The organism is uncultured Amnibacterium sp., from assembly GCF_964244015.1.
In the GTDB taxonomy this organism is placed as follows: Bacteria; Actinomycetota; Actinomycetes; order Actinomycetales; family Microbacteriaceae; genus Amnibacterium.
Window position 1 is genome coordinate 47,774 of sequence record NZ_CAXTHO010000002.1, and the last position, 16,217, is coordinate 63,990.

The following is a 16,217-nucleotide window of genomic DNA, read 5'->3' on the forward strand; positions in this document are numbered from 1 at the left end:
TCCCGCGCCCGCTTGACCGACGAGATGAAGCGCGACCGGGGTGACGCCGGCGGTGCCGAACGGTCGAGCCGACCGCCGGCGTTCCCTGAACTCTTCGCGGCGGAGCGCACCTGTCGACCGCGTACGCGCAGCCGATCGGGTTCGAGTTGGATGTCACGCATGGATGGGCCGGTGCTGACTGCGGAGTCGCTGTCGCTTCATCGGGGGCGGCGCCGCATCTACGAGGATCTGCACCTGTCATTCGATGTCGGGGTCACGGCGCTGCTCGGGCCGAACGGTGCTGGCAAGACGACCTTGATCGAGGGACTCCTGGCACCGGAGCGCGCCGCGCAAGGCCGAGTGCTGTTCAGGGGCCAGGCGGTGCCGAGCACGGTCCCGCTGCGGGAGTTCCTGTCGAAGGTCGGCCACATGCCGCAGGCGTGGGCTTTCTACTCGGGCTTCACCGCGTTGGAGACCGTCGAGTACATGGGCTGGTTGAAGGGGCTGACCTCATCGCAGGCGCGAGCGGCGGCGGTGTCTGCGTTGGCATGGGTGGACCTGACCGCGCAGCAGGATGTGAGGGTGAGGCGCCTCTCGGGCGGGATGCGGCAGCGCGTCGGACTGGCAGAGACGTTCGTGAACAATCCGGAGGTCGTGCTCTTGGACGAGCCGACCGTCGGGCTTGATCCCGCCCAGCGGGCGATGTTCCGCGACTTCATCCGCAGCCGGAGCACGGATCGGGCGATCGTGATCAGCACCCACCTGACCGACGACGTCGCTGTGCTGGCAGACCGCGTCGTGGTCGTCGATGCCGGCAGGGTCGTCTTCGACGGGACGGTCGATCAGCTCACCGAGCGAGCCGGCCCAGGGGACGCGTCCGCGTCGGCGATCGAGGCCGGGTACCTCGCCGTGATCGGTGCGGCCGTACGAGGCGGCCAGGGCTGATGCGTGTCTGGTGGCAGCTCGTGCGCCGTTCCACGACGGCGTGGGCCGGTGCGCTGGTCGCGGCGCTCGAGGTGTGGCTGGCGGTCGGTTCGGCGACGTCGGGGGTGAATCTGTGGGCGGACCGCGTCTCCGGGCTCGGCACCGCGTCGCTGTACACCGGCGTCATCGCGGCAGGCTTCTCTGCACTGGAAGCCGGCCGCTGGGCCGCCCTGGCGCGAGTGCACCGACGTGGCGCGGCGCGGACTCCCGCGCTGACGCGTCTGTTGCACGCCTCTGCGGCAGCAGCCCCGATCCTTGCCGGCTACCTCGCCGCACTCGTGATCCTCGGCGTCTACGCCGTGGCCACCACCACGTATGGTGCGCCTTCCGCTGTGTGGCTGGTCGCACTCGGCTGCGCGCTCCTGGGCGCGGTCGCCTTCGGCTGGACCATCGGATCACTCGGCGCCGGCCGCTGGTGGGCGGCACCGGCCGGCGCGATGCTCTTCTTCGGCGGCTACCTCGTCGTTCGCGTGCTGCCGCTGCCCGACGGCATCCGGGCGCTCTACCCGGTGATGGTGGTGCAGGACTTCGTCTTCGTGACCCCCGTGCTCTCGACCTTCCTCGGCATGGCCGCATTCGTGGTCGGCGCCTCCCTCCTGGCGCTGCTCCTGATCGGACGTGGGTGGCGCTCCTCATCGAGGGGGCGACTCGTGGCACTGAGCGCCATCGCCGGTGTGCTGGTCGTGTCCGGTGTGGCCGCCTCGCTGTCGAGAAACGGGCAGTACCTCGACTCGTTCGATCCGCACGATGACGTCTGCTCCAGCGGCACCGTCCGGATCTGCCTCAACCGCGGCTACGCGGCCGCCCTGAGACCGCTGGTCCGCCAGGTCACGACGATGAACGCCCGCGCGGCGGGCACACCTCTGGTCGCCGTTCACCTCCAACACGGCATCGAAGGCGGACCCGCACCTCGGGCGGGCTTCCGCAACGTCTACGTCGACTCCTTCGCCGGCAAGCAGGACATCGCGTCGGCGGTCAGCCGGTATGTGCGGGAGTACGGCGCGTCGCCGGCCTGTGAGACCAGCGGGGCGTTCGTGGGCAACGACGCACAGGTGTTCGTCGACGCTTGGCTGTCCGACTACCGGACCTGGTTCGGGACGCCGGAAGGGATCGACCGCTTTCGAGCACTGCAAGCGATGACGGCCGCTCAAGGCAACGCCTGGTTCCGTGCCCACTACGGCCAGTACTCCACCTGCACCCTGCGCCTCAGCGACCTGCCGTGAACGGGCTCCTGCTGTTCGGTCGTACCCGACGCTGGCCGCTCTGCCTGGCCCTGATCCTCGCTACCGGGCTGCTCATCGTCGCCTGCGGCCCGCTGAGCTACACGCTGAACCCGGACCGCGGCTACCGCGTCGCCGCCGCTTCTCAGGTCCCCCTCATCGCCGCCCTCACGATCCAGGGGGCACTCGCGCCGGCTCTCCACCGCCAGGAGCTCCAGGCCGCGCGGGCACTCGGACCATGGCGGCTCCTGCACATCCTCGGCCTCACCGCGATCGCATCCGCAGTGGTCGGGGTCGCCGCGCTGTTCATCCAGCCGCCGGCCGGGGTGCTCCTGAACGGCATCGCCCCCCTCGGGCCGATCGCGCTCAGCCGCGACCTCCTCGCCTACACCGGCCTCGCCCTGACGACCGCCGCCCTGATCGGGCCGACCCTGGGGTGGTTGCTCCCTCTCGCCTGGGCGATCCTCCCCGCAGCAGCGCTTCGTCCCTCGCAGCCCGACCCCACAGGGTTGCTCCGGCTGACCGCCCAACCGGACGACGCGGTGTTCCCCCTCGTGGTGGCCGTCGCGGTGTTCATCCTCGGCACCGCGCTCGCCACTACGCGGACCCGCCTTCCCGGTCGCGGGAATTGAGGCTGCAGACCGAACCACTCCCCTGTCCGAACCCTGCTCGCGAGACACCCGTGCCACTGGTGGCTCATCCGTCGACCGCCGTTCACCCGAGCGGCGACTGCGGCGTGAGATCGTTCCGCGGTGCGGCACGCCCGGTCCGGCATCGCCATCGCGATCGCGATCGGTTTCGTGATCGCCTTCACCGCCTGCGCCGCACGGTCAGCGGCTCCGCCTGCTCGACTGTCGACCGCAACGGCGTCGACCGGTTCGCCGCCTCCTCACTCGCCATCGACCCGGTCGGTGACCATCGGCGCACTGCCTGAGCGATCGTCCTTGCTTCTGCACGGCGAGGCGCCGCTGGCGCCACTCGAGCCGGCGATGAAAGAGGACCTGCAGACGCTTGCGCGGGACACGAACGCCGATCCGGATCAGACGATCCGCGACTACAGCGCGCAGCCCGCCTTCGACCGGGCGATCCAGACAGCACAGACCGCGCGGGTCGGCTACGCGGATGCCGTGTTCCACGCCGGCGAGAACGCGGCGAGCGAGCTCCGCTTCGCGACCCGTCCCCCGAAACGCCTACTCGACACGCTTCGCCGTGAGTACCCGCGAGACCTGCTCATCGAGTGGGGTGAGCACCTGATCGGCGACCGAGACCGGGACCGACTTTCCCGGACCGTGTTCGACCTCGTCCACGAGGTCCCGGACACCGGCAACGTCAGCACGGGTATCGATGGCGACGGACGCTTGACCGTCGACTACGACGGCGGGGCTGAGCCGAACGTCGTCGCGGACGCGATCCTCGGCGCTGACGAGTTCCGAGCGCTCTTCACGGGAGGCGAGCCGCCGACAGAGGTCCGCGTGAGCCAGGTCGACGACAACGCCGCTTCGTTCGACTAGAGCTGCTCGACAGTCTCGCTGGCCTGCTCGCGAGGCGTTCGCTCGTGCAGCACTCGCCGACTGTCTCCCGCTCATGGCGCGGCGCGAGGCGTCCTCCGGTGCCGCCGTGTTCGAAGCCCGACTGCTGCCGCCGCGACTCCGACGACGACCGCAGCAACCAGCCAGGCGATGTCGGAGTAGACGCTCCCGCCGGTCCCCGTCTCATCAGCGCGGATGCCCGACAGGTACGTCGTGACGAACCACGCACCGAGCAACGGGCCTACCAAGGCGGACAACACGATCGTCCATGGCCGGACGCCTGTGACGACCGCGATCACGGCTCCAGCGAGGGCCACGAGCACACCGAGTGGGAGCGCGGCGAGCGCAAGGAGAGAGAGGACGTCCATCCCCACAGTCTGCCGAGGGCCGGACGCACAAGGGTGGTTAGGTTCGGAGGCGCGCCGGTTAGCGCCGGTCGAGGACGCTCTGCGGGTGTCGTCTTCCGCAACGCCCATGGCGCGTCCTGCCCCGCCCCCGTTCGCGCGGCAGAGCAGGTGGTCCTGGGTGCTGTTCTGGTCGCTGCTGGCCTGCATCGGAGCCACGGCAGCGGTCGGGATCCTGCTGACGGTACCGACCTACGTGGCGGGCACCGCGAGCATCCACCGGGACGCCTCCTCCTGCATCGGCCGGAGTGCCGATGGCGGCGCCGGCTGCTTCGAGATCCGGCTCGGCAGCGGATGGGTCGGCAGGGTCTCGCCCGGCAGTCACGCGCAGATCACGCTGGCCGGCGACGCCGGCACGATCGATGCGGTCATCGCGACGGTGGCGCCCGCCGGGTCCGCGCTGCTGGCATCCGGTTCGGTCCCCGCAGACACCCCGGGGGTGTCCCGCTCCACCACCACGGGAGCCGCGTCGGTGCTGGTGGGGCAGAGATCGCTCGCGGAGGTCTTCCTGGGCCGCGGACTGCGAGCGACCCAGTGAGGCGCGGCGCGCTGGCGAAGCACCTGGTGCTGGTCAGGGAATCCCGCGACACCGGGCTGGCGTGCCTGGCGACCGTGCTGATGGCACTCGGTCGACCGACGAGCCTGACGGACGTGCAGGAGCGGTGCGGCGGCGCGGCGCAGACCTCCGAGACGACCCTGGTGGAGGTGGGGCGCAGCTTCGGGCTGGAGATGGTCCCGCTGCAGGCCGGCGCGCGCGACATGGCGGACGTCCCCTCCCCCGCGCTGCTGCATCAGAACGACCGGTTCGTGCTGCTCGAGAGCCGGCTGCTCGGGCGGTTCTCCGTGCTCGACCCGCAGAGCGGCTGGCGCAGCAAGGTCGATGCGGGCGAACTCGCCAGGGAGGGCGGCATCACCGCCATCACGGTCACTCCCGGACCGCAGTTCTTCGCGGAGAACCGGCGAGGCGCCGACCAGGGCTGGCAGCTGCTGCTGCGGCAGGTGCGGCAGACCGACGGCTTCTGGCCGGCGCTCGTGGCCATGATCGCCCTCTCGCTGCTGAGCATGGTCGTCGGGCTGGCCGGCCCGATTCTCACCGCGGTGCTCGTGGACGACGTGCTGCCGAAGCGGATCCCGGGCGTGATCGGCCCCCTCGCGATCGGTCTGGGGCTGCTGACCGTCACCACGTTCATCGGCGCACTGCTGCGCGGCCGCCTGCTCGCGGTCGTGGCGGGCCGACTGGACAACCGGCTGATGACGGCCCTCTTCGCCCACATGGTCGCCCTGCCGTACCGCTTCTTCCGCGAGCGGCCGACCGGCGACCTGGTGCAGCGCTTCTCCTCCAACGCCATGGTCCGGGCCGCGCTGACCCAGCAGACGGTGACGGGGCTGATGTCCATCGTGCAGGTGGTGATCTACGCCGCCGCGCTGCTGCTGATCAGTCCGGTGTTCGGTGCCTGCGCCCTGGCGCTCGGGGCGGTGGAGGTGGTGGTGCTGGTCCTCCCTGCGGCCCGGCTGGCGCGCCTGAGCCGGCTCGAGCTGGAACAGGTCGCCTCCACCCAGGGGTTCACGGTCGAGGTCGCGGCAGGCGCCGCCTACCTGAAGGCCTCGGGCCGTGAGGGCGGGATGCTGAGCAGTTGGGCGTACCTGCTGCACGAGCAGCTGGACGCGAGCATGCGCCGCCAGCGCTTCGCCGCCGCCATCGGCGCGACCACGACCACCGTGTCCCTGACGGCGTCCACGATCCTGCTGCTCGTCGCCGTCACGCAGGTGTTCGACGGAGCGCTGCAGCTGGGCGTGGCGCTGGCCCTGCTGGCCCTCGCGAACAACTTCCTGTCGCCGCTGGCGCAGCTGGTGGCCGCGCTGCAGGCGCTGCAGGCGGTGCAGGGGCATGTGCAGCGGCTGGCCGACGTGCTGGAGGAGCCCGTGGACCAGGCTGCGAAGCACACTCCGCCCCTGCCCCCGATGCTCGGCGCCGTGCAGTTGGAGAAGGTCTCGTTCCGCTACGGCGATGCGGGGCCGTGGGCGCTCGACGACATCAGCATCGACATCCCCGTGGGCAGCAAGATCGCGATCGTCGGCGGCTCCGGTTCGGGCAAGTCGACGCTGAGCGGTGTGCTGCTGGGCCTGCACCCGCCGCAGTCGGGGCGGGTGCTCGTGGACGGCCTGGACCTGCACGACCACGACCTCGGATCGTTCCGCCGGCAGTGCGGCGTCGTGCTGCAGGAGCCGATCGTCTTCCACGGCAGCCTCCGCGAGAACGTCACGTTCCACGACGACGAGGTGTCGGACGCCCAGGTCGAGGAGGCGCTGCGCACCGCCTGCCTGTCGGACGACGTGGCACTGATGGCGGACGGGATCCACACCATGGTCGGCGAGCACGGCAGCACGCTGTCCGGCGGACAGCGTCAGCGGCTGGCGCTCGCCCGCGCGCTGGTCACCCGGCCCGCGCTGCTGGTGCTGGACGAGGCGACCAGCGCGCTAGACAACCTGACCGAGGCCGCGGTGACCGCGGGGCTGCGCGCGTCCCGCGTCACGACCGTCGTCATCGCCCATCGCCTGTCGACGGTGCAGGATGCGGACCGCATCATCGTCCTCGACGGCGGACACGTCGTACAGCAGGGGACGCACGAGGAGCTGTTCGAGCAGGACGGGGTATACCGGCAGCTCGTCTCCACCGGCAGCGTCGCCCTCTCCACCGACCAGAGCGAGGACGCGGCCGAGGTCCCGGTGGGCCGGTCGGAGAACGCGCTCGCCGCCGGTCCAGCGGGCCGCACCCAGGCGCGCGACGCCGAGGTCCCGGAGGACAGGTCGGATGCGGGCCGGTCGGACGCCGTCGCGGCCGGTCGGCGCAGCCGCTCCCGCTCCCGCAGCTGACACGGGGGCGGGAGCAGCCGGCGCCACCGCCGCCGGCTGCTCCTGCTGCTCCTTCGACTCGCCCGGCTCGATCAGGACGTGGCCGCCGGCGGACAGCTCGAGGGAGTCGCCGCAGGAGTGCGCGCAGCGGAGGAGATCGCGGGTGCGATCGTCGAGGACGATCGACCCCTGCGGTGCGGCGAGGAAGTGCTGCCGCACGTCGGCCAGCGCGCGACCGGAGAGGACGAGGCCGGCGGCGCCCGGCTCGGTGACGGCGGTCCGCACGAACCGCTCCGAGGCGCCCGAGGAGACCGCGACCGTGCGCCGCGGGGAGCGGCCGGGTGTGGCGCACGGCAGGTCGCGCAGTCGCAGCGAGCACGCGAAGGCCTGCTCGTGCGGGCGGTCGCCGTCGAAGACCGCCATGAGGGCGTGCTCCCGGCGCCAGACCACGACACCGCCGGCGGATCGGATGCACCGGATGAGCCCCGCGTCGTCCTCGACGCCGTCCGCGAAGCGGGTGACGACGAGCACGGCCACCTCGCAGGTGCCGACGGTCGGCTGCCGACGCTGCTGCAGCTCGTCGATCCGATCCCGGCGCCGCACGAGCTCCGGGCCCGGGTCGATGCCGCCGAGTTCGTTGATCCTCGCCGCTGCGTGCCGGTAGACCGACGCGGCCTCGGCGAGCCGTCCCCGCGCCACCAGCGCGTCCATCAGCAGTGCCGGCCAGTACTCGCGGTCGGGTCGTTCCACCGCACTCGCCCACAGCTCGTCGACCAGGCCGTCCTCGATCCGGCCGGCCGCGATCCGGGCGGCGGCGGCGTTGCGGCGCATCGACTCCTGCTCCGCGGCGAGCGCCCGCTGCTCGGGCCAGCGGGCGCTCGCCGGGATGTCCCGGAGCACCGGTCCGCGCCAGGGCGCTGCCGCTTCGGCCCACAGATCGGCTGCGCGGGCGCAGTCGTCCACCTCGGCGCGGGCCAGGCGAGCCAGCCGGCGCGACTGCAGCAGGTCGCTGCCGTCCGTCGGCAGCTGCAGCGTCTGCGTGGCACCGTCGCCGCTTCGCGTCAGCAGATCGGCGTCCGACCCGAGCATCCCCTGCACCCGATCGAGCGCCTGCGCCAGCCTGCGCCTGCCCGCGTCGTCGTCCAGCCGAAGTCGGTCCATCAGCACCTGGCCGCTCACGGGCGAGCAGGCCTGGATCGACAGCAGGACGAGCGCATCGCGGGCGAGGCCGATCGGCGGTTCGATCTGGAGGCCGTCCTTGGTCACTCCGAACTCGCCGAGCAGTCGGACACGGATCACGGGTACTCCTTCAGTCGCAGACGGGTGCACCGTAGAAGGGCCCGACGACGGGTAGGTGAACAGGTCTCGACCGGCACTCAGCGGACGGTGATCGTGCCGGGCAGGGCCTCGCGGGCCCAGCGTGCGGCGTCGTCCAGCACGCCGCCGGCGATCCACGGCCGGCCCTCCGACCTCGTCGATCGGCCGCCTGCGCCGAGGACCCGGATCACCGTCCCGTGCGCGACGACGCACGTCGGAGGAGCCGTTTCGAGCGCGTCGATCGCATCCGAGCCGGTCGTGCACTCGCGTTGGATGGCGATGGCGCACGTCGCGACCCGCTCGATCGTGCTCGACCTCGGGTCGGCGGCCGCGTTCGCTGCGCGGTCACCGGATTGCGCGGATCGCGTCGTTTCCGGCAGCCCGAAGCAGGCGACGAAGACGTCGTCGTGCCAGCCGTCGACGGTCCCGTCGAACGCCTCGACCGTGCGGGTCAGGCACGCCCGCTCGTCCGTACCGGTGACGCAGAGCACGACGACGGAGTGCAACTCGTGGACGGCCTCCGTCGACGCCTCCGCATCCCGCTCCCCGTTCCCCTCCTGCCGCTGCGCGCCGACCGACGATCCCGTACCGGCCAGCGATCCCGTGCCGGCCGCCGCCTCCGGAGCATCCCGGACCGCGGCCCGCTCGTTCTGGAACAGTCCGTGGTGCGCCTCGTCGAGCCGGCGGCTCGGTGCGTGCCCGGTCGCCTCCCCGAGCACACCCCGCGCCCACAGGTAGGCCTTCGTGGCATCCAGGCGCCGCCCGGCTCCGTGCAGCGCGATGATCCGGGCACGGTGCAGGTCCTCCCGCTCCGGATGCTCGAGTACCAGCCGTTCGACCTCCGGCAGCACCGCCTCGTGATCGCCGCCGGCGAGCTGCTGCAGCAGCCGCTGCTCGTTCGCGGCGAGCCGCGTGCGGTCGAGGTCGGCGATCTCGGGCCAGGCGAACCCGGCGAACGCGAGATCGGCCAGGGCGGGGCCCCGCCAGAGCCGCAGGGCGGCGTCGAGGTGCGCGACGGCCCGCTCCCCGTCCCCGGCGGCGGCACGCACCCGGGCGTGCGCCACCTCCGCATCGAAGGCGTCCAGATCCAGGTCCGCGGACGGCAGCCGCAGCCGGTACCCGCCGTCGAGGGTGTCGAGGACGACGTGCTCCGAGGGAGCGATGTCGCGCCGCAGGCCGGACACCACGTTCCGGATCGCCGCGACCGCCGTCCTCGGCGGGGTGGGGCCCCACAGTCGCTGCGCGATCAGCTCCAGCGGCACGACATCGTCCCGGTGCAGGACGAGCAGGGCCAGCGCCGCCCTCGATCGCTGCGACCGCAGCTCGATCGGACGCCCGGCGATGCGCACCTCCAGCGGACCGAGCACGCCGATCCACGTCGAGGGCGAAGCAGCGCCTCCGGAGGGGGAGCCGTCGTCCCATCGCATCGAATTCGTCGCCGTCCTCCTCCGCCTGTCGCCTGCATACGGCGCTGCGCGCCTGCCGCCTGCTCCCGAGCGGTCGAGTCAAGCCCCGCTGCGCTAACCGTCGCGCGCCGACGGGTAACGGGCTCGTGAATGGGCGGAGTCGCACGCGGCGAACGCCCGCGGGCGTTAGCCGGTTCGGGCCGAGCGTTAGCGCGGCGCAGCGAGTGTGAGGGACATCCAGGCGCGTCAGCGCCCCGACCCCCGGAGGAAACATGACGATGCATCGTGAACAGACACGGATCACGGCGGACCCCGCCGAGATCACGGTCGAGCTCGCGCCGCTCAGCGAACTCGACCATCGCACCGCCGCGGCTCCCGGCACCGCCGCGCCGTGGGACGCCGCGGAGTGGGCGCTGACCGGGGATCCGCTCAGCCGGCTCATCGGCGACGCGGATCTGGCGTCGTTCTGGGAGCGCGAGCCGTTCGTCGCCCGCGGGCTGGGATCGTTCGACGACGTCTTCTCGGTCGACGATGTCGACGAGCTGCTGACCGGCGGCGGCCTGCGCGTGCCCGCGCTCCGGCTGATCTCCGCGGGATCGACGATCCCGGAGTACCGCTACCTGCGGCCCGATCACCGCCCGCCGGGTGCGGTGCGCCATCGCCCGCGGCCGGGCGTGGTCCGCGACGGGAAGCCCGAAGGCCCGAAGCCGGTCGAGGGCCTGATCGATCCGGTGCGGGTGAACCAGCTCGTCGCCGCCGGAGCGACGCTGGTGCTGCAGGGCATGCGGCTGTACTGGCGGTCGGTCGACCGGTTCTCCGCCCATCTCGGCGCGCAGCTCGGCCACCCGGTGCACACCAACGCGTACCTGACGCCGATGGGTGCGAGCGGTGCAGGCGCGCACTGGGACATGCACTCGGTGTTCGTGCGGCAGGTGTCGGGCGCCAAGCGCTGGACGGTGGCGGAACCGGTGGAGCCGTGGCCGAGGAACCTGTCCACCAAGGCGACGGCGCAGGGCACCCGGGTGGTCGGCGACTACGTGCTCGAGGCGGGCGACTGCCTGTACATCCCCCGCGGCTTCATCCACGACGGCTGGGCGGTGGACGACGCGCCCTCCGCGCACATCACGTTCGGACTGCACGACCCGACGACCTGGGCGGACTGGTTCGGGGAGCTGGTGCACGAGCTGGCCGACGACCCGCGGCTGCGCCAGATCCTCCCTCCGCGGTTCGCGGAGCACCGGGACGTCGTCGCGGAGTCGTTGGCGGTCAGCCGCGACCTGGTGGTCGAGGCGCTGCAGCAGATGGACGTGGAGGGCACCGCGCTCCGCATCATCGAGGACTCCCAGCACAGCGACCCCGACCGGGCACCCGGACGGCTGCGAGCGCTGATGACGCCGCTTCGTCCGGATACGGCGCTGCGCATCGCGGACGACCGGGTGGTGCTGGCGACGGGAGCCGCGGAGTCGGAGCCCGTCACGGTGACGACGAGCGTCGGCCACCTGACGGCGCCCGCCGCGTTCGAGGGCGTCCTGCGGCGCCTGCTGGACGGCGACGAGCACACCGTCGGCGAGTTCGAGCGGGAGGTGGACGACGACACGGCGCGCGTGCTGGTCGAGCGGCTGGTGACGGTCGGCGCGGTGACGCCCGTCTGATCCTGCGGGCACCCGCCCCGCTGCAACGCCGGAGCCCGGATCGCGATGACGATCCGGGCTCCGGCTTCGTGCAGGTGGTGCCGGTCAGCGCTGCAGCGGGCGGGCGGGCGCGGCGGTGAGCGGGATGTACGTCGAGACGAACAGGCTGTGGAGGTCCGGCCGCTCGTCGTACCCGGCGGTGCGGACGATCGCGAACTGGAAGCCCTCCGGCAGCTCGTCCGCATGCAGCCGCCGGACCTCGTGAGCGACGAACGACTCGAGCACCCGGTAGGGCGCGCGCGAGACCAACGCCTCGACCGGGGCGTGGGGCAGCGAGCTGATCATCGACTGGATGGTGTCGAAGACGCCCTTCTCGCGGCGCCGCCGTGCGTAGAACAGCGCGTGCCCCCAGGTCCGTTCCGCGAATCGGAACACGTGATCCCACTGCGTGGTGTCGCCCGACCGGGTGCGCACCCGGTACACGAGCTCGTAGTCGTGATCGGATGGGTTCGGCGCGAAGAACCGCCAGTCGGGGACGAGCAGGCCGAACGCGCCGGCCCCGGCGCGGAACCGCGTGAACACGCGGTGCGGGTCGTTGCTGACCAGCACCGCCCAGAAGAAGCCGGCCATGCCGACCGAGGCGACCGTGGTGAGCGCGCGCTCGATCAGCTGCACGTCGCTGCGGGACGGGATCGGGAGGCGGGTCATGCTCCCACCGCCTGCCGCTGCTCGGTGTGTGCGGGCAGACCGTCGATGAACTGCCGCACGTCCGCGGCGACCGTCGCCGCCGTGGTGCTCGTGGTCAGCAGGCTCTGATGGTTGCTCCGCGGAATGATCCGGTGGCCGGAGCCGGGCCACGCCGCCAGCCCCAGGTGCCGGTCGAGCAGGGTCGGATCGTCCTCGGCGGAGCGTTCCGCGGTCAGCACCAGGGTCGGCAGCGCCGGGGCGGGCCGCACGATTCCGATGCTCCGCTGGGCGGCGGCCCATTCGCGCCTGGTCGTGTCCCAGTGGCCCACGTCGCGCCACTGGTCGGCCACGCGAGCGGCGGCGACCCGGGGCAGCCGCAGCAGGGGCGGCGGCGGTTCGACCAGGCCCCCGAACCCGAGGCGAAGCCACCGACTCCAACTGCGCAGCGCGTCGCCCGGGCCCGCCTCGGCCGCGTCCTCGCCGTCGGGCAGGGTCGTCGGGTCCAGCAGCACCAGCGCCCTGACCAGGTCGGGATGCTCCGCCGCGAACCGCACGGCCAGATGGCCGCCCAGGGAATGGCCGACCAGCACGACGGGAGCGCCGTCGGCCTCCTGCGCGACGAGATCCGCCAGGTCGTCCTGCGCGCGACCCAGCAGGTCGGTGTCGCGCAGGTCGGTGGTGCGGGCCGACGGGCGGCTCGAGCCGTAGCCGGCACGGTGATAGGTGACCACGCGGCAGCCGGGCAGCGCGTCGGCGAACCACGCCCAGTGGTCGCCCGTGGAGCCGAGGCCCGCTTCGCAGACGACGACCGGTGCGCCCGCGCCGGCACGCGCGGATCCGTGCCGGCGGAAGCGGAGGGTGGTCCCCCGCCGCGTGATCAGGGTGTGCTCGTCGGGGGTCGGCTGCTGCACGCGGCGGGCGCGGAGCAGCCGGTCCGTGATCGATCCGGCCAGGATGAGCGCGCCCGTGCCGAGCAGTATGCGCAGCATCCGGTCGTCGCGCAGCTCGGCGGAACCGTCGGCGTCCAGGCGCACGGTCGGCCCGGTCACGTAGAGCACGGCCGGGTGCAGCGAGGCGAATGCGGGCAGGAACCGGTTCAGGCCCATGATCACCGAGTTCGCCATGTGGAACCCGATCATCGCGGCGACGAACCCGGACGCGAGCCGGCGGACCGGACCGACGAGCACGGCCGGGAACAGCGCCTCGGCCGCGACGACCGCGGCACCCACGACCTTCGATGTGCGCGGGTGGTCCTCGATCAGCCGCCATGCCCAGCGTGCTCCGTACGCACGGGTGCGCACGATCCCGGAGAGCGCCGCGCCGCTGCGCCACACCGGACTGATCACCTTCGCCAGCCCGGAGACGCCGTAGCTGGCCGTACCCTGCGCCGCGATGTACCACAGTGCGGCGTCGGCCATGCGGGTGCTCGGCGTGGCCCGGGCGACGGCGCAGGAGCTCTGCACCAGGAACGACGCGTGGTCGGAGCCGTCCGTGCCGTAGTGCATGTTGGGGTAGAGCAGGAACTGGGTGGTCGCGAGGAACGCGTCGGCCGCGAAGCGCCCGCGCCGGTCCAGCACCGGGACGAGCAGCGCCACTCCGGCGACGACCCGCGCCGCGTGCAGCACGTCCGCGACGACGGGTCTGCTGACCAGGTCGACGAGCTTCCGCAGGGCCTTCGGCCGCACCGACTCGCCACCGGCCATCGTGATGTAGTCGTTGAAGCCGCCGGGCCGCCGATTGGCGCGATCCAGGACCGCCTCACCGCTCGACACCACCTGCGTCAGGGCGGCCAGGCCCTCGCACCACCGCAGGGCCGTCTCCCGCTTCGGGCGGGTCCAGGACGACCCTGTCGTCAGGCGCACCGCGAGCCCGATCGATTCGTTCACACGTCCTCCAAGCTCATCGCTCCCGCGGCGCGCCTCGCCGTCACCGCGTCGTTGCCAGTGGATCCCGCGTCTGTCGCGGGAAGAGCGGACCCGCGTCGCGCACGGTGCGGGCCCGCCCGCGGGTCAGTAGTTGATCTGGTTGTTGACCGGGTCGGTCGGGTCGGGCGTCAGCGACGGGTCCGGTGCCTCACCCACGTTGTTGATGATGTTCTTGCCGGCCTGGATCGCGGCGTTGACCGCGGTCGCCGACGTGAGCAGCAGACGGGGACCGTCGGAGGCGAACTTCGCCTTGGCGGACATGATCGGGGCTGACAGCTCCGACGCGACGTTGATGCGGTCGAGCAGTGTGGACATCGAGTTCTCCTTCTGACGTTGTCGTGGCACCCGGGATCGGGCACCCCCACGGTGTGGGACCGCGGCTAACGCCTGCCGGACACCGCGTAACGGTCCGCGCGGCTCGGGCGCTCCGGCGGGTCGGCCCGATGCCACACTCGGGGAAGGCCCGCGAGGGGCGCGGCGCGGGAGGATCAGGCAGATGGCGGCTCGCTTCGCAGACCTCGACCCGGAGTACCTCGCCCGGCTGCGGCGGCACTCCGACGAGCGGGGGCCGCGCGAGATCCTCGACACGGCGGTGCGCGCGCCGCTCTACCTGGGCGAGTACTGGATCGAGCGGCTGCTGACGGTCGCGGACCTCGTCCGGTCGACCCGCGGCGTCGCCGGCGATCTGGCCGAGTTCGGCTCGTGGAACGGGGCGAACGCCGTCACGCTGGCCAACCTGATCCGCCTGTTCGAGCCGCTCAGTGTCAAGCGGGTGCACGCCTTCGACACCTTCGAGGGTCTGGCCGAGTTCGCCCCCGAAGACGGTCCGGCGGCGGCCTGGAACGGCACCCATGTCGGCGACGAGGCCGAGCTGCGGGCGGCGATCGCGCTGCACGGTATGGAGCGGGAGCTGGTCGTGCATGCCGGGGATGTGCGACGCACGCTGCCGGCGATGCTGCACGAGCGACCGAGCACCGTCTTCTCGCTCGTCTACTGCGATCTGGACCTGTACGACCCCACGACGGCCGTGCTCGCCGCCGTTGCGGACCGGGTCCCGCCCGGTGGCCTGATCGTCTTCGACGAGTACGGCTGGCCCGACTTTCCCGGGGAGGAGCTGGCGGCGAACGAGTTCCTCGCGCAGCACGCCGCGGACTGGGACGTGCTCGCCCTCGGGCGTCAGCCGACGCTCGCCCTGCGGCGGCGAAGCGGCGAACCGTGGCGGCCCCCGACGCAGCACCGCGATTAGCGGGTGCGTCCGCTCCGTTAGCGGCGGAGCGTGACGCTGTTCGCGGTCCTCAACCAGGGCCGTCCGCCACAACAGGAAGAACGACCATGCCAGTGCTGCTCGACCGGATCAACCGCATGCCCGACCTCGCCGGAGCGATCGAGATCGCAACGATCTCCTTCGCCCCCAGCCGCGCCACCCTCACCTGCACGCCCGCCACGGGGGCCGTCGCGACGACCTTCAACATCATCAACAACGTCGGCGCCGAGCCGGTGCAGGACAACGCGGCCGACCCGGCCGACCCGGTGAACAACCAGATCAACTACTGAGTCGACCATGCACACGGAGGCCGGTCGGGAAACCGCACCGGCCTCCCGCATGCGACCGGGTCGCCCGCGCTCGCCGGCCTGGGGCAGGACGGGTTGCGCTGGCCCGTGCGCCCATCGACTACGCGCACCCGCTGGGCGGCGACGACCTGACGCTCCCCCGCACCTCGGTGGATCGCGCCGCTCGGAGTGGACGGGGCCCTAGCGCAACGTCGCCGGCAGGCCGGGCGAGCGGGTCAGCTCGCGGGCGGCGATGCCGATGACGGCGCTGTAGGTCGGGTACGCGAAGCGCACGTTCGCGAGCGTGGACACGTCGATGCCGGCGGCCATCGCGGTCGTCACCGACTGGATGACCTCCACCGCGTTCTCGCCCGTGGCGTGCGCGCCGAGGATCAGCTCACGCCGACGGTCCGCGATCAGCTTCAGGAAGCCGCGCTCGCGCCCATCGATCACCGCGCGGTCGAGGTCGGCGTAGCGGACGATCGAGACGACGCAGTCGATGTCCCGGTCGCGGGCCTCCACCTCGGTCAGCCCGACCCCCGCGTAGTCCGGGTCGGTGAAGCCGCCGGCGGGCAGGAGGTGCTGAGGCGTCCTCCTGTTCACCCCGAGCACCGCGTTCTCCGCGGCCGCCTCGCCTTCGAACTGCGCAGCCTGAACGAGCATGTCGCGCCCGTTCGTGTCGCCCGCGGCGAGGATGTGCGGAACCTCGGTGCGGAAGTAGCGGTCGACCG

General features: G+C 72.3%; 14 protein-coding genes and 2 pseudogenes. 9 read left to right on the forward strand and 7 right to left on the reverse strand.

Translation table 11 applies throughout. The features are described from left to right. Positions 1-159: 159 nt before the first annotated feature. From ACFE67_RS00620 to ACFE67_RS00635, 4 genes are all read left to right on the forward strand, one after another. Positions 160-924 (forward strand): ATP-binding cassette domain-containing protein, encoded by a 765-nt coding sequence (locus ACFE67_RS00620; RefSeq protein ID WP_375404934.1) that lies wholly within the window; start codon positions 160-162, stop codon positions 922-924. Then, positions 924-2,186, forward strand: a complete 1,263-nt coding sequence (locus ACFE67_RS00625; protein ID WP_375404935.1) for a hypothetical protein — start codon at positions 924-926, stop codon at positions 2,184-2,186. The genes ACFE67_RS00620 and ACFE67_RS00625 overlap by 1 nt, the downstream gene beginning before the upstream one ends. After that, a complete protein-coding gene (locus ACFE67_RS00630) occupies positions 2,183-2,815 on the forward strand; it encodes a hypothetical protein (protein ID WP_375404936.1) in 633 nt (210 codons plus the stop codon). Before ACFE67_RS00625 ends, ACFE67_RS00630 begins: the two co-directional genes overlap by 4 nt. 357 nt (positions 2,816-3,172) lie before the next feature. Beyond that, complete coding sequence (locus ACFE67_RS00635) at positions 3,173-3,694, forward strand: hypothetical protein (RefSeq protein ID WP_375404937.1); 522 nt, start codon at positions 3,173-3,175, stop codon at positions 3,692-3,694. A 71-nt stretch (positions 3,695-3,765) separates the two neighbouring features. On the opposite strand, the gene ACFE67_RS00640 is transcribed toward ACFE67_RS00635, so the two are convergent. Next, positions 3,766-4,080, reverse strand: a complete 315-nt coding sequence (locus ACFE67_RS00640) for a hypothetical protein (RefSeq protein WP_375404938.1) — start codon at positions 4,078-4,080, stop codon at positions 3,766-3,768. Positions 4,081-4,186: 106 nt separating this feature from the next. Here ACFE67_RS00640 and ACFE67_RS00645 point away from each other — a divergent pair, with 106 nt between their 5' ends. Beyond that, on the forward strand, positions 4,187-4,654 hold the full coding sequence (locus tag ACFE67_RS00645) for a hypothetical protein (protein ID WP_375404939.1): 468 nt from the start codon (positions 4,187-4,189) through the stop codon (positions 4,652-4,654). Then, positions 4,651-6,990 carry a peptidase domain-containing ABC transporter gene (locus ACFE67_RS00650; RefSeq protein WP_375404940.1) on the forward strand — a complete coding sequence of 780 codons (2,340 nt, stop codon included), beginning with the start codon at positions 4,651-4,653 and terminating at the stop codon, positions 6,988-6,990. The genes ACFE67_RS00645 and ACFE67_RS00650 overlap by 4 nt, the downstream gene beginning before the upstream one ends. Before the next feature lie 573 nt (positions 6,991-7,563). On the opposite strand, the pseudogene ACFE67_RS00655 reads toward ACFE67_RS00650, so the two are convergent. Both ACFE67_RS00655 and ACFE67_RS00660 read right to left on the reverse strand, forming a co-directional pair. After that, positions 7,564-8,130 (reverse strand): annotated as a pseudogene (locus tag ACFE67_RS00655) (BTAD domain-containing putative transcriptional regulator); the annotation flags it as partial. Positions 8,131-8,345: 215 nt separating this feature from the next. Then, positions 8,346-9,713 (reverse strand): BTAD domain-containing putative transcriptional regulator, encoded by a 1,368-nt coding sequence (locus ACFE67_RS00660; RefSeq protein ID WP_375404941.1) that lies wholly within the window; start codon positions 9,711-9,713, stop codon positions 8,346-8,348. 257 nt (positions 9,714-9,970) lie between these two features. Here ACFE67_RS00660 and ACFE67_RS00665 point away from each other — a divergent pair, with 257 nt between their 5' ends. Next, positions 9,971-11,344: a JmjC domain-containing protein gene (locus tag ACFE67_RS00665; protein WP_375404942.1), complete on the forward strand. Its 1,374-nt coding sequence runs from the start codon at positions 9,971-9,973 to the stop codon at positions 11,342-11,344. A gap of 84 nt (positions 11,345-11,428) precedes the next feature. On the opposite strand, the gene ACFE67_RS00670 is transcribed toward ACFE67_RS00665, so the two are convergent. From ACFE67_RS00670 to ACFE67_RS00680, 3 genes are all read right to left on the reverse strand, one after another. Further along, complete coding sequence (locus tag ACFE67_RS00670) at positions 11,429-12,031, reverse strand: hypothetical protein (RefSeq protein WP_375404943.1); 603 nt, start codon at positions 12,029-12,031, stop codon at positions 11,429-11,431. Then, a complete protein-coding gene (locus ACFE67_RS00675) occupies positions 12,028-13,896 on the reverse strand; it encodes an alpha/beta fold hydrolase (RefSeq protein WP_375404944.1) in 1,869 nt (622 codons plus the stop codon). The genes ACFE67_RS00670 and ACFE67_RS00675 overlap by 4 nt, the downstream gene beginning before the upstream one ends. Positions 13,897-14,019: 123 nt before the next feature. Then, complete coding sequence (locus ACFE67_RS00680) at positions 14,020-14,250, reverse strand: hypothetical protein (RefSeq protein WP_375404945.1); 231 nt, start codon at positions 14,248-14,250, stop codon at positions 14,020-14,022. A 181-nt stretch (positions 14,251-14,431) separates the two neighbouring features. Between ACFE67_RS00680 and ACFE67_RS00685 the strand changes: the two genes are divergently transcribed. Next, positions 14,432-15,181, forward strand: a complete 750-nt coding sequence (locus tag ACFE67_RS00685; protein ID WP_375404946.1) for a TylF/MycF/NovP-related O-methyltransferase — start codon at positions 14,432-14,434, stop codon at positions 15,179-15,181. Positions 15,182-15,267: 86 nt separating this feature from the next. Further along, positions 15,268-15,489, forward strand: coding sequence for a hypothetical protein (locus ACFE67_RS00690; RefSeq protein WP_375404947.1), 222 nt, complete (start codon positions 15,268-15,270; stop codon positions 15,487-15,489). Between the two features lie 198 nt (positions 15,490-15,687). Here the strand turns inward: ACFE67_RS00690 and ACFE67_RS00695 are convergent. Next, positions 15,688-16,217, reverse strand: a pseudogene (locus ACFE67_RS00695) (NAD(P)/FAD-dependent oxidoreductase); the annotation flags it as partial.